Raw genomic sequence first — 3,525 nt, 5'->3', positions numbered from 1 at the left:
TAACCGACATCATGGGCGAAATTGCCGCCGCCTCGAACGAGCAAAGCTCGGGCATCGAACAGGTCAACAAGGCTGTCACGCTGATGGATGAGGCCACGCAGCAGAACGCTGCGCTGGTGGAGCAGGCCGCCGCTGCGGCCGAATCGCTGGAAGAGCAAGCGCAGGCGCTGAATGCTGCGATTGCGGTCTTCTGCATTGCTTAGGGTGGCATAGCTACCACCCGTCGGCCGGAAACCTCCAGAGCCCGCCACCAATCAGTGGCGGTAAGCCGCTAAACCCGCATGTCGCGGCCTTCCCTGCTGATATATCCGCACCCCCGACCAGATGCGCAGGACTGCTCGGGCGTCAGGAAGCGCGCAATAGGTAGCCGAGTCCACGGAGCGTCACAATGGTCGCGCTCGAATGCTCCAGCTTCTTACGCAATCGGTGAATGTAGATCTCGATGGCTTCGGGGCTGGCCTCATCGTCCAGGCCAAACACACCGTTGACCAGCGCTTGCTTGGACACGGTACGCCCGAGTTTTAGCATAAAGATTTCGAGCACGGAGTGCTCGCGCGCTGGCAGCACCATTGGCTGGCCCGCCAGCATGAACGTGCGGCTGCCGGTGTGGTAAATCAGGTCGCCGCATTGCAGTTCGACGGATTGACCTGGCGTGCTGCGTCGCACCAGCACCTGAATGCGCGCGATCAGCTCGCGAAACTCGAATGGCTTGACAAGGTAGTCATCCGCCCCGGCACCCAGGCAGGCGACCTTGTCGTCGATTCCGCCACTGGCCGTCAGAATCAGCACCGGCACCGGGTTGCGGCGGTTGCGCAACCTTTGTAGAACGCTCTGCCCTGACAGCGTGGGCAAATGCAGGTCCAGTAACACAACGTCGTAATGCTGGGTCAACAACAACGAGTCTGCAGATTCGCCATCGGCGGCGTGATCGACCGTCAATTGTGCGCGGCGCAGGGCTTCACAGAGCCAGTGCGCGAGCGCCCCATTGTCTTCGACTAAGAGCAGCTTCATGTCAGGCGAAAGATGAATGCTGTGCTACGAAGGATACAGATGGAGCGTGTAGCCTAGTACCGGCCAATGCCAATGCACATGCTTGGTGCCACCTCCCCTTTCAAATTGGGACAATCATGTTGGATTGTCAAATTCTAGCGGCACGGTTCTCTGATAGGCGCAACCATCGCATACGTCGTTGACACGACAAACTCCCCAATCACGCGAGCCGCGTCTTGTGACACGACCTGCAGGAGGCAATGAGGCGAGTCCGTCTCGACAAGTCGCATTTCTGGTCGAATTTTCTGTATGAGGGCTGTTGCAGAACGCGGCACGACGTTGTCTGCCCTCGCCTGGAGATAGAGGATCGGCAACGCTACCGAGGCCAGTTCTTCGGTGACATCCACATCCAGCACAGATCGAAGTCGTACGCAAAAGACCGCCGGCGTTACCCCACCCACTGCTTGTTGGAACAGGCTGTGCAAAGCCTTGGTTGTAAATCGACCGAACAACGCTCGGTTGCCTAGGCTTGTGAGGATGGCGTTGAACGGCAGCATGTTGATCGCGGATCTGAGCCACCGGAACCGAGGATGCGGGTTCTTCGCAAAGGTGCAACTCAGTATGAGGCCCGTCATGCCGGGCGCACGGGTGGCTGCGATCTCGATTGCCAGCGGTCCTGAAAGTGATTCCCGCCCCTTTCCCGCTATGCAAGAAAGTTGTCAGACCCTCTGCATTTCGTCCTAAAGTGCCGAAAAAACAGGGATTCTTCGAATGCGGAAGTTGCGGAGTGGCCAGAAATATGGACTGACAATTGTCAGCAGTCATCTATTGCGAATGACGGCGGAGGATTGGAACTCGCCCGAGCTGCGCTTCGAAAAGTTGCGGGGCGAGGCGCTTGGTCAACTGGTCGTAGCAGCAAGCAATGCGAATGGTAGTAGCAAAGCAAACAGACGTCGCGCGCTAATACTCTTCGATTGCCTGCTTCGTGCCATCGGCGAGCCCCCCATTACCTCTGCACTCAGTTTCCAAACCGACCGGTTTCGAGAGTTGCAACTGTTCTTCTACGGGGCCCTGGGTTCGACAGGCTTCTTGGAGGCGGCAGAAGTTACTCGTATCGGCTACGCATACGGTTTCTACACGTTGCTGAAGGGGCTCAAGGAAAGGACTCCGATAACCCTGGCTGACTATCACCAGGGTGCCGCCACAGAAATCCCTATCGAACTCATTGAACAGTTTGAGGACCAGGGTTTCGTTAAAGACGAAGTTATGAAGTTGAGACCATTTTTACTTCACGCGAAGAATGGCCTCGAATACAGGGTGCTACTGACAGGCCTTGTCTCGCCCCTGGGCAGCCGTTTCACCGATGTATTTCATCACGGCCTCCAACATATAGCGGCGACGAAGAAAAAGGATGCCAATCTCCGAGACTTCGGGACGACTTTCACCAAGTTCGTTGCGAAGCTTGCATCTGAGGACAGGCCGATTTCAGCTGAGCTCCTCAAGGCCCCCTCCTTCGTGGACCTCCTTCTTATCGATTTCATGGAGTACCACTTCATGAAATTGACGCGGAGAAAGGCATCGGCCGGCGAAGGAACTCTCCCATCACTACAAAAACAGTGGTCGCGATATAAGCTTTATTGGACTGCCCTAGCAGAGCAGGGCATTGTCGCTTCGCCTCAACACGCTTTTCCGGAAGGCAATCCTGCTTTGCTAGCCAAGCAGGAAGTCGGGCATCGGCGCATCTCTACCAACCAGAACGGGACATCGTCGCTGGTTACCGCCAAACTCATCGTCCCAGTTCCGATACATCTAACGGACGAGGAGGCCTCACTCCTGCTCTTTGAGAAGCTGCGGGAACAGTTCGAAACCGTGCAGTCTTGGCTTCGTCAGCACCTGCTGGATTTCTTTGCCGATGCCGCTATCGGCGAACGACTCGCAGCAAGGGTAAGCACGCTCCAGCTAGATTCGGAGCTTAAAGAGGTCATTGCGCGCGATTCGAAATCTGAGCGGGCAATCGCCTTGGCAGTGAGGTGCTTCAAAGAGCGACATGGCGGCTATTTGGACACGTCCTGTGAAACCAACGCGGTATAACCGGCTTCAAATTTACAAGGTGGCGGATGCGATGGAAGCAAAGTCGGAAGACCTTGACTGTAGTGGTCAACCCATCCCGGACACTGCGTTAAGTTTTTCTTCCGCAACAGCCGGTGCCAGTCCGTCATTGAACTGATGCGGCCGTATCCAGTTGTACCGGTGCATCAGGTAATGGCTGATGTCGCGGTGTGCTTCATGCGCCGTCATGTAACCGACTGACGGCAGCCACTCGGTCTTCAGGCTGCGGAACAGCCTCTCCATCGGGGAGTTGTCCCAGCAGTTGCCACGGCGGCTCATGCTCTGTTGTATCCGGTAGCGCCACAGGCGTTGCCGGAACTTCCGGCTTGCATACTGGGCGGATTCAACCGGTCGTCGCAACACCGTTATAGAGAAGGTGTTTATGGGACGACCAGCGGGGTGGATGCAGAAGTTGACGGGGCGAGG

General features: G+C 56.6%; 4 protein-coding genes and 1 pseudogene. 2 read left to right on the top strand and 3 right to left on the bottom strand.

Features of this window, described 5'->3' with window-relative positions; genetic code table 11:
- Positions 1-203, top strand: a pseudogene (locus tag R2N16_RS25265) (methyl-accepting chemotaxis protein); the annotation flags it as partial.
- 142 nt (positions 204-345) lie between these two features.
- Here R2N16_RS25265 and R2N16_RS25260 read toward each other — a convergent pair.
- The gene (locus R2N16_RS25260; RefSeq protein WP_316669760.1) at positions 346-1,011 is read right to left on the bottom strand and encodes a response regulator; all 666 of its coding nucleotides are present in this window, start codon (positions 1,009-1,011) and stop codon (positions 346-348) included.
- Between the two features lie 134 nt (positions 1,012-1,145).
- Complete coding sequence (locus tag R2N16_RS25255; RefSeq protein ID WP_316669758.1) at positions 1,146-1,547, bottom strand: alpha/beta fold hydrolase; 402 nt, start codon at positions 1,545-1,547, stop codon at positions 1,146-1,148.
- Between the two features lie 277 nt (positions 1,548-1,824).
- On the opposite strand from R2N16_RS25255, the gene R2N16_RS25250 reads away from it, so the two are divergent.
- Entirely contained in the window at positions 1,825-3,081 is a 1,257-nt protein-coding gene (locus R2N16_RS25250; RefSeq protein WP_316669755.1) for a hypothetical protein, read from the top strand.
- 66 nt (positions 3,082-3,147) lie between these two features.
- Here R2N16_RS25250 and R2N16_RS25245 read toward each other — a convergent pair.
- A partial coding sequence (locus R2N16_RS25245) for an integrase core domain-containing protein (protein WP_316669753.1) occupies positions 3,148-3,525 on the bottom strand: 378 nt, incomplete at its 5' end.

Origin of the sequence: Ralstonia psammae (assembly GCF_958405935.1) — a bacterium.
In the GTDB taxonomy this organism is placed as follows: domain Bacteria; phylum Pseudomonadota; class Gammaproteobacteria; order Burkholderiales; family Burkholderiaceae; genus Ralstonia; species Ralstonia psammae.
The sequence above is the reverse complement of the archived record's forward strand: the minus strand, read 5'-3'. Positions and strand labels throughout refer to the sequence as shown.

Bases quoted from the DNA above. Each gene is read 5' to 3' on its own strand.
- R2N16_RS25260 (WP_316669760.1), bottom strand. From the start codon at position 1,011: ATGAAGCTGCTCTTAGTCGAAGACAATGGGGCGCTCGCGCACTGGCTC.
- R2N16_RS25255 (WP_316669758.1), bottom strand. From the start codon at position 1,547: ATGCTGCCGTTCAACGCCATCCTCACAAGCCTAGGCAACCGAGCGTTG.
- R2N16_RS25250 (WP_316669755.1), top strand. From the start codon at position 1,825: ATGACGGCGGAGGATTGGAACTCGCCCGAGCTGCGCTTCGAAAAGTTG.